We start from the raw sequence: 17,272 nt of genomic DNA, 5'->3' as shown, positions 1-17,272 counted from the left end.
GCTGAGCCGGCGGTCCACCGCGAGCGCCTAAGGCAGGCGATCGAGCGTGTGGAGACGGAGGCGAGCGCACACCTGCTGAATGTCGATCTTGAGGCCTACGCGCGGTCCCTGCGCCGATCCGGACCCGCGTCCCGGCGATTATCAGATCGCTGCTGGAGCGTCCGGCCGTCCTTTAAGCCCAGGCGACCCGCCAGAGGGCGTCATTGAGGCACAATGGCCGCCGCTTGACAGGTGATGGGGAAGGCGGTATACTCGCGGCTGTTGAATCACCTAGAGAGAGAGTTTTTCTCCGCGTTTTGTGTTGCGCAGCGGGCGGCGTAGCCTGCGGCGGGGTCTTGGGGAACCTATCTACAGGAGGTACGGGTGATGAAAACGATGCTGACGGTGGCGGTGGGTGCGGTGTTGATTCTTGGTACGGCCGGATCGGCGGTGACGATCGACACCGTTCCGGTAAGCGATATGGGCAACGGGCCGGATAGTACGGGCTACGGGGCGGTCGCCTACCAGTACAACATCGGCACTTACGAGGTGACGGCGGGGCAGTACTGCGCCCTCCTCAATGCCGTGGCGGGCGTGGACACGCACGGGCTGTACAACCCGGGCATGTGGTCCTACGTGTACGGCTGCAAGATCGAGCGGTACGCTGGCAGCGGTACGAGCGGCGACCCGTACCAGTACCGCGTGGCCGGCGACTGGGCGAACCGCCCGGTGAACTACGTGAGCTTTTGGGACGCCTGCCGGTTTGCCAACTGGCTCCACAATGGCCAGCCGACTGGGGCGCAGGGTCTTGCCACCACCGAGGACGGGGCCTACTTCCTCAATGGTGTGACCAGCCCGACCAGCACCAGCATCACCCGGGAGACAGACTGGATCTGGGCGGTCACCAGCGAGGACGAGTGGTACAAGGCGGCGTACTACAAGGGCGGCGGAACCAGCGCCGGGTACTTCCTGTACCCAACGAGCAGCAACAGCGTGCCCAGCAATGTCCTGGGGGACCCGAGCGACCCCGGCAACAACGCCACGTTCGAGGACAGCGGATACACGATCGGCAGCCCCTACTACCTCACGGAGGTGGGGGGCCACGAGAATTCCGACAGCCCCTACGGGACGTTCGACCAGGGCGGCAACGTCTCGGAATGGAACGAGGCGATCATCTCCACTTCGTATCCCGGCTTCCGGGGTGGTTCGTTCGATGAGTACGAGGTCATGCTGCGCGCATCGACTCGCGGCATCAGTAGCCCGGGCTCCGAGGTCGGCGGCCTCGGGTTCCGCGTCTCCGAGGTCCCTGAGCCAGGTTGCCTGGCGATCCTCGTCTTGGGCGCGGTTGGGATGTTCCTGAGGCGAAGGGACGTGCGCAGGTAGGCCTTTGCCCTTTTTCTTCGCCGCGAAGCGGCATGCGGTTTTGAGAGTGCAATCTCTCGCATCGCGCAGGGGACAGGCGGCCAATGCGACATGAGGTAGTCTTTCTGTCGCCCCTTCGGGGCTGAGGGGCGCGGGGGGCATTTGATACCAGGGGCTTGCGCCCCTGGCTACAGGCTTGCGCCCCTTTGGGGCTGATCGGCGCCGGCGGGTGGTTGATAAGCAGGGGGTTGCGCTCTCTGGCTACATGCTTGCGCCCCATTGGGGTTGATCGGTGGGGGGGTGTTTATACCAGAGGGTCGTGCGAGCCGAACAGCAGGTCGGCGAGCGAGCCGGACAGCACTCCGAGCGTGCCGCCCGCCCAGGCCAGGACGATGTGGGTGGCGCTGGCGGTGTGCATTTCGCTGAGGACCTGGCAGCACTCGATGAAGAGGGCGAACGCCAGCGACCAGAGGGTGGCCCAGAGGGCGGGCCATCGCGAGCGGCTGATGGAGAAGAGCAGGAATCCCAGCGGGAGCATCAGGGCCACGGTCAGGACGTCCTCGGGAAACGGCAGGCCACCGGTTTCCGAGAAGGGGAGCAGCACGATTTGGCCGTCGCGGTACTTGTGGTAGAGGGAGGCTGGGTGCAGCGTGAGCAGGAAGGGATGGAGCCAGTAGACGAAGAGGGTGGCCGCGTAGGCCACGAGCACCCTGGCCCGCAGACCGGGCAGGAACCGCTTCCGCAGGAACGATCCGGCGCTGTGGGTCAGGATCGGACCGACGGCGAACCACATTCCCAAGCCCAGCAGCGTGCCGGCCCACTGGGCGAGGATGTCGGCTGGCGACGACGACCGGATCGGCAGATAGACCTGGACGAACTCGACGAGGAAGCTGGTTGTCCAGGCCCCGCAGATCACCAGCACCACGCGGTCCAGCGACAATCGCCGGCCCAGGGCGCCGAGGGCCAGAAACGAGAGCGGCATGCCCAGCAGGGTGTTGGCCAGCAGGTCGTTTTTGGAGAATCGCTGATCCACCGGGTCCATTTTCTGGAGGAATCGTTCCCACGCCGTTCCGGCTTGGAGGTGGTGGAATTCGAAGGGCCACCAACTGCCGTAGACCAGCAGCACGACCCACGCCGCGGTTAGGACGAGATAGAACCACCGGGCCTCGCCCGGTCTGGCCTGGCTGCTCATATGCAAAAGCCCCTGAAACGTTGCGCCGCGTCTATCCCGCGTGCGTCCGGACCGTGTTTTAGCGCAGCGGCGGCAACCAGCCGTGCTGGGTTTCGACCGCGATCATCTCGTCGGCCATCGCCCGGATCTCGGGCAGCGAGAGCTTGGCTGCGGTCAGCGGGTCGTAGTAGAGCGACTGGTAGAGGCGCTCTCGGGAGTGTTCGAAGAAGGCGGCGACGGCCAGTTCGTGTTCGCTGACGTTCATGCGGTTGAGGGCTGCACACTGCGGAGGCAGCTCGCCGACGAAGCACGGGTTGACGCCGTGTCCGTCGACCAGGCATGGCACTTCGACGCAGCAGCCTTCGGGGAGGCTGGTGATCAGTCCGTCGTTGCGGACGTTGCCGTAGATCCGGAAGGGCGCATCGGTCCAGATCGCGTTGATGATGCCCGAGCCGTACTCGTGGCTGCGGACAAAGTCGATTGGATCGGCCTGGTTGACCTGATCCTCGAGGCCTTTTTCCCAGCCTTCGCGGTCCTTGCCGTAGGCCCGGGCGATGAACCCGGACTCGCCGGCGAAGTCGGGGCCGGTGTATTTTTCGATCAGGTCGCTGCGTTTGCGGAACCAGGGGTTGTACTCGCTGTTGTGGCCGCTGGACTCGGTGACGAAGTAGCCCAGGTGCTGCATCATCATGATCCGGACCATTTCGCCGTCGGCGATGCCGGGCTTGTTCCTGGGCGATTTGGGCAGGGCTTCCTTGAGTCGCGGGTAGAGGTCGGTCCCGTCCTTGTGGCGGAACTGGAGGACCCAGGCCTGGTGGTTGATGCCGCCAACCCAGTAGCGGACGTCCTCGTAGGGCACGTCGATGGCCTTGGCGAGCATTTCAGTGGTGCCCTGGACGCTGTGGCAGAGGCCGACGAACTTGATTCCGGGGCATCCGCGGTAGGCGGCCCAGGTGAGCATGGACATCGGGTTGGTGTAGTTGAGCACCCAGCAGTTGGGTTTGGCCACGTCCATCACGTCGCGGCAGACGTCCAGGATCATCGGCGCGGTCCGCAGGAATCGAAACACGCCGCCCGGACCGAGGGTGTCGCCGACGCACTGGTCGATCCCGTGTTTGAGCGGGATGCGGTATTCAGCTTCGATGGGTTCGACCCCGTGGGCCAGGAGCATGATGACCACGAAGTCGGCGTCGCGCAAGGCTTCGCGGCGATCGGTGGTCGCGGTCACCTTGGCCGGCATCTTCTGCTCGCGGATGATCCGCTCGCCGATCCGGCGGGTGTAGTCGAGGCGTTTGGGATCGACGTCCATCAGGCAAAAGTGCGTATCCCGCATGGCGGGGCAGTTGAGCACGTCGATGATGAGCCGCCGGGCGAAGCCGAGGCTGCCCGCTCCGATGAAGGTGACTTTGGCCACGTACCTATCTCCGAATGATGGCTAAGGCTCTGCCGTATCTCGATGAAAAAGCCACGTTGCCGCTTTTGTCTAGAGCATGGGGTCGAGGAACCGCATGGCGTACTTGATGTCCTCGATCTGCTGGGGGCCGCTGATCTCGCGTTCGATGGTCACCGGGCCCTGGAAGCCGCAGGCTTTGAGGCGCCGCAGCAGCAGCGGGAAGTTGACCTTGCCGTCGCCGAGGCGGGTCTCGTGGCCCAGCGTCTCGTCACGGTTGGGCCAGATGCCGTCCTTGGCGTGCATACCGCGGACCCACGGTCCGAGGATGGCCACGGCGTCGAGCGGATTGGCTTTGCCGTAGAGGATCAGGTTGGCCGGGTCGAGGTTGACGAACAGGTTGCCCGTGCCGACGTGGTCGATGGTTCGCTTGAGGGTCGAGGGCAGTTCCTGGCCGGTTTCGAAGAGGTAGACCTGGTCGTTGGCGTCCAGGTGCTTGGCGACCGTCTTCATCGATTCGAGGAAGCCGGTGTACAGTTCGTCGGTCTCGTCGTCGGGAATGAACCCCACGTGCGAGACCACGGTGGCCACGCCGAGGTCCTTGATCAGGTCGGCGGCTTTGAGGGTCATTTCGGTGCGTCGGGCGCGGTGCTCTTCGGGGATCAAGCCGTCGGTCGAGGGGCCCGTCTCGGTGTTGTAGGTCTGGCCGTCGTAGGCCATGAAGATCGCGCTGACGTCGACCTTTGTCTTGGCCATCGCGGTGGCGATCGCGTCGAGCTTGCCGAAGTTCACGTAGCTTTCGACGGTTCCGGTGACCTGGCAGGTGGGAATGCCCAGATCCTCGATCTTGCGGAACTCGGTGACCATGTCATCGTGCAGCCCGACAATCAGACCCAGTTGGAGCTTATCAGCCATCGTTTCAATTCCTTGCGTTAAGAACTTTTTTCCAGTGGTTGATCTGCTTTCGCAGCTCGGTCACGCCCGCCGACCCGGCGCTGCGATAGGCGGCGACCACGTGCCGCGAATCCAGTATCCGGTGGACGTCCGAGGCCATATTCTCCGAGAAGGCCTTCAACTCGTCCAGCGATAAATCCCGCAATTTCCGGCCCTGTTTTTCGGCGGAGGCGACGATCCGGCCGACGATCTGGTGCGACTGGCGGAAGGGCGTGCCTTTGGCCACCAGGTATTCGGCGAGGGCGGTGGCCTCGAGGAATCCCTCATCCAGGCGGCGGGCCATTGCCTCGCCGTCGAGGCTGGTCGAGGCGACCAGATCGGCGGCAATCTCGAGCGACGCCAAAACGCTGTCGTAGGCGTCGAAGACGGCCCGTTTGTCGTCCTGCAGGTCGCGGTTGTAGGCCAGCGGAAGGCCCTTGAGCATGGTCATCAGCCCGGTGAGCTGGCCGCAGACCAGGCCGCTCTTGCCCCGGATCAGCTCGAGCACGTCGGGGTTGCGCTTCTGAGGCATGATGCTGGAACCGGTGCAATACTGTTCGCCGACGACGACGAAGCCGAATTCCGGGGCCGACCAGAGGACCCATTCCTCGGCCCAGCGCGACAGGTGGACGGCGATCAGCGCCAGGTCGAAGACGAACTCGGCGGCGAAGTCGCGGTCGCTGACCGCGTCGATCGAGTTGCGGCACAGCTCGCCGAAGCCCAGTTCGCCGGCCACGTGGTTGCGGTCGATCGGGAGGGTCGTGCCGGCCAGGGCCGCCGCGCCGAGCGGGCAGCAGTCGATCCGGCGGCGGCAGTCCAGCAGGCGGAGGCGGTCGCGTTCCAGTTGCTCGACGTAGGTCAGCAGGACCGCCCCAGCCACCACCGGCTGAGCGTGCTGAAGGTGGGTGAAGCCGGGCATCACCAGTTCGCCCTGCTTCCGGGCCAGGGCCAGGAACGCCGACTGGAGGCTGCGGATCGCCGGGGCCAGGTGCAGGTCGATCGCGTCCCGCAGGTACAGCCGCAGGTCGAGGGCCACCTGATCGTTGCGCGAGCGGGCGGTGTGGAGTTTTTTACCCGGCTCGCCGATCTCGCGGATGAGGGCCGCCTCGACGGCCATGTGGATGTCCTCATCGGCGGTGGCGAACTCGAATTCGCCGCGGTCGATCCGCTCGGCGATGGCCCGCAGGCCCTTTTCGATGGCTTTGCGTTCGGCCGGCTTGATCAGCCCCACCGCCTCGAGCATGCGGGCGTGGGCAATGCTGCCGGTGATGTCGTGTTTGTAGAGTCGCCGGTCGAAACTCAGGGATTCGACGAAGGCCTGGGTGCGTTCGGCTGGTTCTTTCTCGAACCGTCCGTGCCACATGGGTTTACCGGCATCCGCTTTTTTTCGCGCTGCCATGGCCTGCTCCTTGTGTTGTGTTTTCCCCAGTCAACCCTATGGCCATCCAAAGATCAATTGAAAAAGGGCGGCCCCGAAGGGGCGGGCGACCCTGGATGAAACCTTTCACCGCGGGATGAGCGGGTGGATTTCCAGGCCCGACGGGCCGTGCGGAGGCTCCGCCGCCAGGACGCACATTGTCTTAACCACTTATTTTCCAGCTTCTTGTGTCATATTGGAGGAGCGATCGGACAGGGGCTTGACAGCATCGGGGCAAGCGGTTACGATGGAGCCTGTTAAAGCGCTTTATTGAGGAATGAACCTATCGATGAAAGCGGGAACGCCGCGGTCGCGAAAACGGGTCACCTGCATGGACGTCGCCCAGCTTGCCGGGGTGACGATCGGCAGCGTCTCACGGGTTTTGAACGGGGCGGCGAACGTCACGCCTCAGGTTCGCGAGAAGGTCATGCGGGCGGCGGACATGCTGAACTACCGGCCGTCGGCGGCGGCGCGGATGCTGGCCCGTCAGCGGCACGAGACGGTCGGGTTGGTCTTTGAGCGGGAGCACGTGACGACGCTCTACGGGGCCCAGTTGATGGAGGGGATTTGCGGGGCCCTGACGGAGAACGGGCTGCGGCTGGCCACGGGCATGGTGCAGTGGAAGAGCCGGGTGGAGCAGGTCGAGGAGCTTCCGATGATCCGGACGGCATCGGTCGATGGGCTGGTGCTCGATATCGCGCAGATCGAGGGGGACGTGGATGCGATGGCGGGGCGGCTGCGGATTCCTTATGTCCTGATTAATCCGTCGGGTTCGCGGCCGTACAACCGGATCAGTCCCAACGACGAGCCGGTGGCCGTCCAGGCGACGACGTACCTGATCGAGCGGGGCCATCGGCGGATCGCCTACATTCCCTGTCCGATCAACGTGACCCACAGCAGCCAGGCGGATCGGATGAACGGCTACGCCGGTGCGATGCAGCGGGCGGGCCTGCCGCCGATTCCGATGTGGGACAAGCCTCTGACCCGCAAGGTCGGCGGCGACGGCGAGGAGGACGACTATATCGTCCGGATGAGGGTCTTTCACCGCGAGCACCGCTGCACAGCCGTGGTCTGCTACTCGTACGTCGAAGCGATTCGAATGCTGTACTCCTGTTTTCAACTGGGCCTGAAGGTGCCCGAGGACGTCAGCCTGATCGCCTGCGACCACGCGCCTCAGCCGGACATCACGCCGGTGCCGATCACGTGTTTTCATCTCGACCGGTACGAGATGGGCCGCCTGGCGGTCAAGATGCTTCTGCAGCGGATCGAGGAGAACGGGGCGGCTGTGCCCAGCATCACCTACGACGGGACGTTCGTCGCCGGCGATTCGGTGGCGACGGTGCGTGAGAGTGTCGAGGACCAATCATGAAAGCGAACCGCTCGTTTACGTTGATCGAACTGCTGGTGGTCGTGGCGATTATCGCGGTGCTGGTGGCCATCCTGCTGCCGGCGTTGAATGCGGCGAGAAGCCACGCGCGGACGATTTCCTGCCAGAGCAACCTGCGCCAGATCGGCGTCGCCCTGGCCGCCTACAGCCTCGATCACAGCGATCTGATGCTGCCGCTGGGCAAGAACCGGCTGCCTATGGATCGGATCTGGCCCGGGTACGAGACCTGGCCCGGCAACTACCCGTGGGACAACACGTGGGACGACTGGCTGCGGTTTTTCTACATGGGCGGCGATCCCGGCCACTCCGACTATCCGGCGGGTCAGGTGACCACGTGTCCGGAGACCGAGGTGCAGATGGGCTCGCTGAACCCGACGTTCGCCACGGCCGGTTACGGGATGAACGCGATGTGCCCGCCGGCCCCGATCCTGCCGGAGGCCTGGTACGGTCAGGCGTACTGCTCGCAGTTCGCCTCGCGGCAACTGACCAGCATCCTGACCCCGCCTTCGCAGACGGTGTACGTGGTCGACTCCAGTTCGCTGAGTTATCCTGGAGTCGGCTATCATCTCGATCAGACGTGGAAGGCGATCCTGGGGTCCAATGGCTCATGGCTGTCCGCGCCCGCGCAGCGGCACCCGGGCGCCAACGGCCCGTCGTTCAACATTTTGTTCTTCGACTTCCACGCCGGCAGCGCCCCGTGCTCTCAGGACGGAGGGCCGGATCATCAGTGGAACCTCTGGCAGCACGAGACGTGGAATTCCGGATACGGAATCTGACGCTGCAGGATTGGTCTGCATCAACTCGAGGAGCCTTTATGCCCAGCAACCGCACGATTGTAATGATGCTCGTTCTAGTCTGTGTCATTGCGCACGCCGCGATCGCCGCACCGATCACCGACGGCATGACCTTTTATGCCGGTTTCGAGGAGGGTTTGGGGCCGGACAACTGCGCCGGGGCTCGCGAGGCGGTGGGCGCGTACACAGCCGCTGAGGGCAAGGTCGGCCATGGGTTCGAGAACCAGTCGCCGCCGGGCGCCCGATACGTCTGCGCCGGCAACTTCACCCGCGCGAAGGGGACGTTGAGTTTCTGGATCAAGCCGGCGATCGAGTTGGGCGACCGCGACCGGGCGATTTTTTCGACGCAATGGTTTCAGCTTGCGGCCATCGCGGCCCACCAGGTGGTCTACTTCATGACCGGCAGCACGCCGCCCGGGTACGATTACCGGTGGGACTGGTCGTGCCACGTTCCGGTTTCGGCGTTGCCGAAAGACCGGTGGACCCACGTGGCGATCACGTGGGACAGGAACTCGGACCCGGCTGAGGGGCCCGCCGCCAATCTCCAGGGCGACGCGCAGCGCAAGGCCCGCAAGAAGATTTACATTAACGGCAAGCTTCTCGCTTCGGCGGAGATCGACCGCATTGACGGGGCGTCCGAGGACGGCTTTTCTCTGGGCGGCGAGGCGCCGGGCGTTTTCGATGAGCTGGCGATCTGGGATCGCGTGCTCGATCTGGCGGAAATCGCCCGTCTGTGTCGCGAGCCGCAGGCGGTGGCGGAGGAGCTTCGCGCCCTGCCGCCGTTGACTCAGGAGAAGCGGTGGCAGGTCTATCCGGAGCTGGTGTATCGCGACTTTGACAACGTGCTGGTCAGCCCCGGCGAGCCGTTCGCCTTCGAGGCGCCGATCGTCAACCGCACCGACCGCGAGCAGCGCGGCCGGCTGGTGCTGACGCTTCTGGACCTGTGGGAAAAGCCTCAGGGCGAGCCGCAGACGTTCGAGTTTGCGCTGGCGCCCGGCGGGCGCCAGGCGTTTGCGGTTCGCTTTGCCTCGGATCGGACGGGCATCTTCAAGGTCGAGGCGCGGGTCGTGATCGAGGGGTCGGAGCAGTGGCGTGACATCACGAGCTTCGGCTGCGTGCCGCCGGGCGATCCGCCGAAGCATTCATTTTTCGGCTGCCACATCCAGCAGACCAATCGCCAGGAAACCGAGCTGGCCAAGCGGCTGGGCTTTTCGGCCAACCGCTGCCACGATCAGAACCAGTACACCTGGTGGCGGAACATGGAGTACGAGCGCGGCAAGTGGACGATGGTGCAGAAGGAGAGCCACTACGATCAGCTCAACGCGCTGGGCATCGACCATTGGGGCGAGTGGTTCGCTGCGCCGCACTGGGCGGTGAGGCTCAAGGACGGGCGGCATCCCGAACCGATTGCGGTCGACGGCTATCCGCGCGGCTGGATGCCCACCGACCTGGAGGCGTACGCCAACTACGTTCGCGAGAGCGTCAGGCGCTACGACCGGATCAAGAACTGGGAGGTGTGGAATGAGCCGTGGTGCTCGTTCTTTTTCGAAGGGTCGGTTGAGGACTACGTGACGCTCTGCCGGGTCAGCGCCGAAGCGGCCAAATCGGTCGATCCGGAGGTCAAGGTCTACGCCAACATCGACACGAGCGTGTGGGCGCGGGCTGTGTTGAAGGCCGGCGCGCTCGATCATCTCGACGGGATTTCGTATCATCAGTACTTCGGCGCGCGCGATTCATGGGACACCGCCGTTCAGGCGGCGCGGCAGATGCGCAGCACGTTGGCCAAGTTCACCGACCGCGAGATTCCGCTGGTCTTCTCGGAAGGCGGGATGAGCGCGGGCACGTTCCTGCGCGGGCTGGACTTCGAGGCGCTGCCGCCGGAAAGCCGCCGGCCGCCGATGAACTTTCTCCAGTCGGCGGAGCGGATCGTCCAGTCGTACGTCTCGCTGATGGCGGAGGGCGTGGGGCACTGGTTCTACTATTTCCACACCACCATCGGACCGCAGAACGCCTACGAGTTCTATAGCACGCTTGAGATCACCAACGCACCACGGACCTCGACCTTCGCCACGTGCATTCTGGTCTGGCAGCTCGATGGTGGAACATTCTTTAAGGAGCTTACGCCGGTCGACGGCCTGCACGTGTACCTTTTCGATCGCAACGACGGCGGATCGGTGGCGGTCGCGTTCGCCGTCGACGAAGCCGAGGCGAAGGTGCCGTACCAGGGCCGGGCGGTCGATTTGATGGGCAACGACATCGCCCATGACGGCGCGGTGCGGATCGCTTCGACGCCGGTCTACCTGCGTCACGACGGCAAGGCGGAGAGCTTGGCTGCGCTGCTGGAGGCCGCCGAAATCGAGCTGGTCAAGCCGCCGGTGCAGGCCGCGGAGCCCAGCGAGTCGGGGGCCAAGGGGCCCAAGCCGATGCCCGATTTCTCGATCGCCTCGGAACTCGGTCCGGACCGGTTGATCCCGCTGGATGTTTCCGCGGCGGCGAACATGGCGCTGGCCGACGAGAAGGCCGGCGACGGCGAGGGCGGCTGGACCGATGAGGGGCCGTTCAACGACCTGCGCGACCTGGCGCCCGGAGGCATCGAGTGGCTCGGCGTGCCGTTCCGGATCGTCGATCCAGCCGCCAACGACGGCAAGGCGGTCGTGACCATGCGCGGGCGGACGATGGCCGCCGGCCCGCTGGAGTCGCCGCCGATCGCCGTCGGCCGCAAGGTGCGCGGCCTGTTCTTCGCCCACGCCGCCAACTACGCCCAGGTCTCCGGCATCGAAGCCGGAGCGTATGAGATCACCTACGCCGACGGCGCGACGGTTAACGCTCCGATTGTGCTGGGCGCGAACATCTGGGACTGGTGGCTCGACCACGTCGAAGGCGAAGACAGCCGCACCGTCACGGTCCGCGCCAGTCAGTCGCTCTCGGAAGGCACCCCGTATCGCTTCATCCGCATCTGGTACTGGGACAATCCGCGGCAGGACGAACCGATCGAGTCGATCCGCCTGAAGGTCCGCGACCACAGCGAACCGACGGTCGTGCTCCTGGCCGTCACCGCGGCGGTCTGGCAGACCGGAGAATCCGCCCGATGAATTTGCCCTCACACCATCTGCCCACCACATGGACTTGAATGTAACGCATTGGAGTTATTGGTCTTAGCTTGCCATTGACACAATTGAAAGCGGCGGTTACAATGGCTTCTATGAATTCGAATTCATTACTTGGTTTCAGGGAATACCCGTGCCGGTAGTCAAGTTGAACAAGGACAGGCTGACGTACGTGGATGTCGCCCGTCTGGCGGGGGTGGCCCCGGCGACGGTCTCGCGGGTGCTGAACAACGCGAGCAACGTAGCTCCGCGGACCCGGGCGCGGGTGCTCAAGGCGATTCGGGCGACGGGGTACAAGCCGCTGTCAGCGGCGAGGATGCTGGCGCGTCAGCGGCACGAGACGATCGGGCTGATCTTCGAGCGGGAGCACACGAATTCGTACTATGGGGCGAGGTTGATGGAGGGGATCTCGCAGGCGCTCACGGAGAACGGGCTGAAGCTGGCAATGGGGGCGGTCTCGTGGTCGTCGCGGGCGGAGGAGATCGAGCGTCTTCCGCTGCTCAGTACGGTGTCGGTGGACGGGCTGATTTTGGACGTGGCGCAGATTTCGGGCGACGTCGATGCGGTGGTGGCGAAGCTGGGATTGCCGTACGTCTACGTGAACCTTTCGGGCTCGCGGCCGTGCAATACGATCATGCCGGACGACGTGGCCGGCGGCGAGACGGCCACGCAGTACCTGATCGATGCGGGGCACCGGAACATCGCGTACATTCCGTGCTATCATCGGCTCCGCCACAGTTGCCAGGCGGATCGGATGAAGGGGTACGTTCAGGCGATGACGCGGGCGAGCCTGCCGCCGATCCCGCTGTGGGACGAGCCCCTCAAATGGCTGTACGGCAGGGACGACGAGTACCTGGGCCGGACGAAGCTGTTTCGCGAGAAATACGGGGTGACGGCGATCGTGACCCATGCGATGTTCGAAGCGGTGCGGACCCTGTTCGCGTGCTATCAACTGGGGCTGAAGGCGCCGCGGGACATGACGATCGTCGCGTGCGATATGGATCCGACGGTCTGGGTCGCTCCGGTGGCGATACCCTGCGTCCACTTCGATCGTCTCGAGATGGGCAAGCTCGCGGTCGAGATGCTGCTGCGGCGGATCGCGAATTCCGGGCAGGACGTCCCGACACACCGGTACCGCGGCAAGCTGGTGGAGGAGCCGCGGTCGTGGCGCGGCGACGGCCGGGTGGACGGCATGTCGGCTGAAGAAGGCAAGAAACCATGAAACGACATTGTTTTACGTTGATCGAGTTGCTGGTCGTGGTGGCGATCATCGCGGTGCTGGTGGCGATTTTGCTGCCGGCCCTGTCGGCGGCCCGCGAAGCGGCGCAGGTCGCCGGGTGCCTGAGCAATCAGCGTCAGATCGGATTCGCGGTGGTCCGCTACGTCTCGGACAACTCCGGCTGGATGGTGCCTTACGGGGCCGGACCCCACGCCGACGCGGGCGAACTGGCCAACGCCGGGCCGCTGTGGTACCAGCTCCTAAAATCCGACGGCCACCTGGGTTACGAGCCCGGTCGGGCGCACGTCCTGTATTGCCCGGCGGAGAAGAACATGGGCCTCGACCATTGCACGTACAGCATCAACCGCTACGCCTCCGGCGCGCCCAGCGGATCGTCGAAACCCCGCAAGCTCGATTCCTACCAGCGCAGCCCCTGCGACGTCGTTCTCGTCGGCGATCAGACGGTGGTCGGCGGACCGATCGACACGTACTGGTCGGCGTTCGGGGCGAGCGCCTTCTGGTGGTCCGGCTATCACCCGAGCTACGGTTTGGGGTTCTCCTGGCGCCGGCACGCCCGGAACATGCGCGTCACCGAGACCGAGGTGCTCGGAGGCCGGATCGTCTTCCTGCTGGCCGACGGCCACGCCCAGGCCTACGAGGCCTCCTTCCCAAGCTACTATCCGGGCATGGACGTGTGGTTCTCGTCGCCGGGGTCGCCGTACCCGGAGCTGAACCCGGACTAGTGACAGCCCTCCGCAAGGGCGGCAAACGATCCCTGAAACATGATCCGTCAGTCGATAGCGAAATCAACATAGCCACTGGAGGCAAACCGATGAAATGCGTTTCCAAGTTCCTTCCTCTCGCGCGCATCGTTCTGATGACCGTCCTCGCCGCCGCTCTCGCGCAGGCCGCTGAGCTGCCCTCGCCCGACCAGTATTTCACCATCAAGGACGGGCACCTCTCGCGCGGCGGGCAGCGCGTCCGGATCTGGGGCTCGCAGGGCAACCTCTCAGCGGCCACCTACGCCGAGATCGACGCGGAGGTCCAGCGGTTCGCCGAACTGGGGTTCAACGGTTTTCGCACGCTCTGGTGGGATATCGACGTCGACAACTGGAGTTACGCCAGGGGCGACAATTCCGATCCGGACCGGCGCGACTACCTGTTCGCGTCGCTTCGCAAGCACGGCGTTTCGGTCTGGGCCGACATGCTGAATTCGGCCCTCATCCGCCCCAGCCACGTGGACCTGGTCGACGACCCAGCCACCCGCGAGGCCTGGCTGGCGGCCCTGGGCGAGAAGCCGGTCGCCCGTCCGGACTGGATCGTCTGGGACGCCCGGGCCGAGGCCGGCTACATCAGCGATATCAAGAAACTCCTGAACCACGTCAACCAGCACACCGGGCTCCGCTGGGCCGACGATCCGGTCTTCTACGTCTGGGAGATCACCAACGAGCAGTGGTGGCTCTATCGCATCCTCAACAGCGCCAATCACCTGGCGATGCCGCAGTTCTTCCAGGACGAGCTCTACGGGCAGTGGAACGCGTGGCTCAAGGACCGCTACGGCGATGACGCCAAGCTGCGCGAGGCGTGGCTGGGCAGCGTCCTGCCCGGCGAATCGCTCGAGGGCGCGTCCGTCAAACTCCTACCCCTCTTCTGCCCGACCGATGCCCAGGCCGAAGTCCTCGGCCTGAACGTCAAGGCTTTCCGCGAGGCGCAGCTCAACTACCGCGATTTCTCGCGCCAGCGCGGCGCCGATGTGGTCGAGTTTCTCACCAACCTGCTGCTCGCCCACAAGCAGCGGGTCTACGCCGCCATGCGGGCCGAGGGCAAACCGGATATCGGCATCTCCGTCGTGCCCATCGTCTACGACACCGGCTACAGCTTCTCACCGCAGGCCATCTACGTAGGCGGCCACGGCGACGCCCTGGCCGTCGGCACCTACGTCTCGCAGATCACCCTCGATCCGGCCCAGCCGCGCTACCCGTTCAAGTCGCTGCTGAAGGAGTCGCCGTCGCTGTCGTACGACAATCCGTGGGTCGAGCAGAACCGCCTCGTCGATAAGCCCACCTTCATATACGAAAACATGATCCTGATGCCCGACAAGTACCGCTGCGAGTACCCGTATCTGCTGGTCATGCTCGCCTCGATCCAGGACTGGGACGTGATCGATTTCCACTACTACGGCCACCCGGAAGCGGACCTGCTGACCGCTGAGGAACCGTTCAACAAGATGCTCCGGCCGGACAGCGGATACTCCTGCCAGGGTCTCCAGTTCAAGTGGGATGAAGTGCTCGTCTCATCGCTGCAGGCCGCCGGCGAGATGTTCAAGAATTTCGCGTTCGAGGCCGCCGAGAAGCCGAGCATCATGACTGTCGGAGCCCGGACGCTCTGGGATATCGAGTCGGTCGAGTGGGGCAAGCTTCCGCCCATGTTCGCCCCCACCGTCTATCGCTACGGCCTGCGACTCAAGTTCGATCCGACGCTCGACGCGGTCGCCGCGGTCGAAGGCCCGGTCGTCCATGGCCGGGAGTTTCTCCCGCCGGAAATCCAGCCGACCTCGCAGATGGGCCTCGACTGGCACGCCGGCATCCTGAAACTCGACGCGGCCAAGGCCAAAGCCGCCGCTGGGTTCCTGCCCGAGAAGGTGACCTTCAGCGACGGCATTGAAATCGACAACCTGACCGTCCACGTTCCTGAAGACATGCCGTACACCAAACCCGGCGAGGACCGCTTCGTCTGCTTCGGCCTGGCCGCCGCCGACGGCCAATCGTTGGCCGAGAGCAAAAGACTTGTTCTCTCCGCGACCAGCGGGGCGTTCAATACGGGCATGAAGGTGAACCTCGAGAAATGGCCCGTCGGCAACCAGTTCGGCCGGCTGCACGACTACGTCGAGTGGGGCTTTCCGATGTGCGAACAGTTCGGGAGCCTGCCCGTCCTGGTCGCCCGCGTGGGCTTTACTCTCAAGGCCCCCGTTCTGGCTGGATGCCGCTACACCCTCAAGGACTGGCACCTGCGGACCGTCCGCGAAGGCACGATCGCCGGCGACGGCGTATTGACCGTCGAGCCGAGCGAACCGGTCTTCATCGTCGAATTCCAGCGATAGCAGATCATCAATGGCGTGTCATCGCGATTCGCGGTGGGGCGGGTGGTTCTGCGGCCAAGCCGCAAGTCCATCCGCCGTTCGAATGCCCATCACTCGCGCAGGCAACCCAGCGCCAAGCGCCGCCTCACGGGCAACCCGACGTGTCCTCCGGTTCGTTGTCGTGGATATCGCAGTTGGTCGCCGTCGTCCCGCCTCCGCACAGCAGGCCGCGCGAACTGCGGTTGCCGGCGACCTCGCTGTTGGCGATGGTCGAGGCGATCTCGTTCAGGCTGGTCAGGTATGCCCCGCCGCCCTTCGGCGAAACGTTCAGGTTGATCGCGCAATTGTCGATGTCCGTTGCCACGCCGTAGATCCCCCCGCAGTAATCTTCCGCCTCGTTGCCCGAGATCGTCGTGCCCTCAAGGTCGGCGAACTCGGCATAGACGCCGCCCGCTCGCGCCGAATCATTGTCGCGAACCACGCAGTCGGTCAGCATCGCCCGCCGCGGATCGCTGGTTGAACTCCACGAGCCCTCGATGAACACGCCGCCGGCCTCGCTGCCCGCTGCGTTCTCGAGAATCTCCGAACTCAGGACGTCCGAGTCGTAGGCCCAGACGCCGCCGCCATTGTAGTCGGTCTGGTTGCTCTTAACCTGGCAATCCTCCACCACGCACTCGAACGTGGCCAGCACGCCCCCGCCCCGGCCGCTGGTCAGCACGTTGTTCTCGACCACGCAGTCGCGCAGGATCGAGCCGCTCTCGATACACGCCCCGCCGCCGCCCGAGTTGTTCTTGTCGACGGCGTCGCAGACCAGCTCGTTGCCGGAGATCGTGCACCCGACCACCACGCAGTCCATATCCGCCAGGAATCCGCCGCCGCGCCGGCCATCCGCCAGCACCTTGTTGTTGGTGATCGTGCAATCGGAGATCCACGTCCTCGACGCCCGCAGTCCGCCCGCGTCGCCTTCGTCGATCTGGTTCCCGTCGAACGTCGAGTGCACCACGACCGCGTCAAGCAGGCTCGCCCCGCCGCCGCGCCGCCAGACGGTATCCTCGCACTCGCCCGTCACCCGATTGCCCGTCACCTGGCATCGCACGACGGATATGCCCGCCGCGTCGATCGCGCCGCCGCTCTCCACCGCGGTGTTGTTCGTAAACACGCAATCGCTGATCGAACTGTCCTCCTGGCAGTAGACCGCACCGCCGCCCTGGTCCGCGTGGTTGCCGGTGAACGTCGAATCGAGGATCGCCATCGACCGCCCGTAGATCGCTCCGCCGTAGGCGTCGGTGACGTTATCTTCAAACTCACAGCCGCTGATTGTCGCCTCCTCGACGTCGGCCAGGTCCATCGCGCCGCCGCCGCGACTGGTGTCCTCGTTCCGCAGGAACGTGCTGTCGCTGATCGTCATCACGCCCCGGCCCTCAACGGCGCCGG

At 64.9% G+C, this 17,272-nt stretch carries 12 protein-coding genes; 7 read left to right on the top strand and 5 right to left on the bottom strand.

The window, feature by feature from the left end; all coding sequences use genetic code 11:
* The first annotated feature begins 366 nt into the window (after positions 1-366).
* The gene (locus GXY33_06940; protein ID NLX04862.1) at positions 367-1,362 is read left to right on the top strand and encodes an SUMF1/EgtB/PvdO family nonheme iron enzyme; all 996 of its coding nucleotides are present in this window, start codon (positions 367-369) and stop codon (positions 1,360-1,362) included.
* Positions 1,363-1,645: 283 nt separating this feature from the next.
* Here GXY33_06940 and GXY33_06935 read toward each other — a convergent pair whose 3' ends face one another.
* The 4 genes from GXY33_06935 to argH form a co-directional block, all read right to left on the bottom strand.
* Complete coding sequence (locus tag GXY33_06935) at positions 1,646-2,533, bottom strand: VanZ family protein (protein ID NLX04861.1); 888 nt, start codon at positions 2,531-2,533, stop codon at positions 1,646-1,648.
* 58 nt (positions 2,534-2,591) lie between these two features.
* On the bottom strand, positions 2,592-3,926 hold the full coding sequence (melA, locus tag GXY33_06930) for an alpha-galactosidase (GenBank protein ID NLX04860.1): 1,335 nt from the start codon (positions 3,924-3,926) through the stop codon (positions 2,592-2,594).
* Positions 3,927-3,995: 69 nt separating this feature from the next.
* Positions 3,996-4,817, bottom strand: coding sequence for a sugar phosphate isomerase/epimerase (locus GXY33_06925; protein ID NLX04859.1), 822 nt, complete (start codon positions 4,815-4,817; stop codon positions 3,996-3,998).
* A 4-nt stretch (positions 4,818-4,821) separates the two neighbouring features.
* Entirely contained in the window at positions 4,822-6,234 is a 1,413-nt protein-coding gene (argH, locus tag GXY33_06920; GenBank protein NLX04858.1) for an argininosuccinate lyase, read from the bottom strand.
* Between the two features lie 307 nt (positions 6,235-6,541).
* On the opposite strand from argH, the gene GXY33_06915 reads away from it, so the two are divergent.
* From GXY33_06915 to GXY33_06890, 6 genes are all read left to right on the top strand, one after another.
* The gene (locus tag GXY33_06915) at positions 6,542-7,621 is read left to right on the top strand and encodes a LacI family transcriptional regulator (protein NLX04857.1); all 1,080 of its coding nucleotides are present in this window, start codon (positions 6,542-6,544) and stop codon (positions 7,619-7,621) included.
* A complete protein-coding gene (locus tag GXY33_06910) occupies positions 7,618-8,415 on the top strand; it encodes a DUF1559 domain-containing protein (GenBank protein ID NLX04856.1) in 798 nt (265 codons plus the stop codon). The genes GXY33_06915 and GXY33_06910 overlap by 4 nt, the downstream gene beginning before the upstream one ends.
* A 38-nt stretch (positions 8,416-8,453) precedes the next feature.
* Positions 8,454-11,525 carry a hypothetical protein gene (locus GXY33_06905; protein NLX04855.1) on the top strand — a complete coding sequence of 1,024 codons (3,072 nt, stop codon included), beginning with the start codon at positions 8,454-8,456 and terminating at the stop codon, positions 11,523-11,525.
* Between the two features lie 148 nt (positions 11,526-11,673).
* On the top strand, positions 11,674-12,762 hold the full coding sequence (locus GXY33_06900) for a LacI family transcriptional regulator (GenBank protein NLX04854.1): 1,089 nt from the start codon (positions 11,674-11,676) through the stop codon (positions 12,760-12,762).
* Positions 12,759-13,502, top strand: coding sequence for a prepilin-type N-terminal cleavage/methylation domain-containing protein (locus GXY33_06895; GenBank protein ID NLX04853.1), 744 nt, complete (start codon positions 12,759-12,761; stop codon positions 13,500-13,502). The genes GXY33_06900 and GXY33_06895 overlap by 4 nt, the downstream gene beginning before the upstream one ends.
* Positions 13,503-13,591: 89 nt before the next feature.
* Positions 13,592-15,859, top strand: coding sequence for a hypothetical protein (locus GXY33_06890; GenBank protein NLX04852.1), 2,268 nt, complete (start codon positions 13,592-13,594; stop codon positions 15,857-15,859).
* 124 nt (positions 15,860-15,983) lie between these two features.
* Here GXY33_06890 and GXY33_06885 read toward each other — a convergent pair.
* A partial coding sequence (locus GXY33_06885) for a hypothetical protein (GenBank protein ID NLX04851.1) occupies positions 15,984-17,272 on the bottom strand: 1,289 nt, incomplete at its 5' end.

The sequence above is a fragment of the Phycisphaerae bacterium genome, from assembly GCA_012729815.1.
In the GTDB taxonomy this organism is placed as follows: Bacteria; Planctomycetota; Phycisphaerae; order JAAYCJ01; family JAAYCJ01; genus JAAYCJ01.
This window is presented reverse-complemented; position numbering and strand designations above follow the sequence as displayed.

Coding starts and splice junctions, on each gene's coding strand:
- GXY33_06940 (NLX04862.1), top strand. CDS start 367: ATGAAAACGATGCTGACGGTGGCGGTGGGTGCGGTGTTGATTCTTGGT.
- GXY33_06935 (NLX04861.1), bottom strand. CDS start 2,533: ATGAGCAGCCAGGCCAGACCGGGCGAGGCCCGGTGGTTCTATCTCGTC.
- GXY33_06925 (NLX04859.1), bottom strand. CDS start 4,817: ATGGCTGATAAGCTCCAACTGGGTCTGATTGTCGGGCTGCACGATGAC.
- argH (NLX04858.1), bottom strand. CDS start 6,234: ATGGCAGCGCGAAAAAAAGCGGATGCCGGTAAACCCATGTGGCACGGA.
- GXY33_06915 (NLX04857.1), top strand. CDS start 6,542: ATGAAAGCGGGAACGCCGCGGTCGCGAAAACGGGTCACCTGCATGGAC.
- GXY33_06910 (NLX04856.1), top strand. CDS start 7,618: ATGAAAGCGAACCGCTCGTTTACGTTGATCGAACTGCTGGTGGTCGTG.
- GXY33_06905 (NLX04855.1), top strand. CDS start 8,454: ATGCCCAGCAACCGCACGATTGTAATGATGCTCGTTCTAGTCTGTGTC.
- GXY33_06895 (NLX04853.1), top strand. CDS start 12,759: ATGAAACGACATTGTTTTACGTTGATCGAGTTGCTGGTCGTGGTGGCG.
- GXY33_06890 (NLX04852.1), top strand. CDS start 13,592: ATGAAATGCGTTTCCAAGTTCCTTCCTCTCGCGCGCATCGTTCTGATG.